Raw genomic sequence first — 448 nt, forward strand, 5'->3', positions numbered from 1 at the left:
CCCACACGTTGGAGTGTGAGCCTTGCGCCGTGCTGCTGCAGGAAGAGGCCCTCCTGTCCGAGCAGCTCACCGAGGCGGCCAGCACCTTCCCCCAGGAAGAGCGCGTCATCCGTCCCGCCGCGTGGCACGCGCGACGCGCGGTGACGGGCGCGGCCATCGCGGCCCTGGCGGCCGCCGCCTCGCTCGCGCTGGTGCTGCTGACCGGCGACAAGGCGCCCCATCCGTCGCTGCCCGACAGCCTGGATTCACGGCCACCCATGGTGGCGGTGGACCTGGATGACGGCGACTCCCCGACGAAGACGAACGTCGTCGCCTGTCCGGACCTGGCCACGCAGGACTTCTGCACGCGCAAGGCCGCCGAGCGCGGCCTGCTGGTCATGAATCCCGGGGGCACCGCCGAGGTCCCCCGCTACGAGGCCCACACCGGCCTCCCCGAAGGCGCGCTGAG

At 73.0% G+C, this 448-nt stretch carries 1 protein-coding gene; it reads left to right on the forward strand.

From position 1 onward, the window contains the following. Positions 1–29: 29 nt before the first annotated feature. A partial coding sequence (locus D7Y04_RS42665) for a hypothetical protein (protein ID WP_199749827.1) occupies positions 30–448 on the forward strand: 419 nt, incomplete at its 3' end.

The sequence above is a fragment of the Corallococcus sp. AB038B genome (assembly GCF_003668955.1).
GTDB lineage: Bacteria > Myxococcota > Myxococcia > Myxococcales > Myxococcaceae > Corallococcus > Corallococcus exiguus.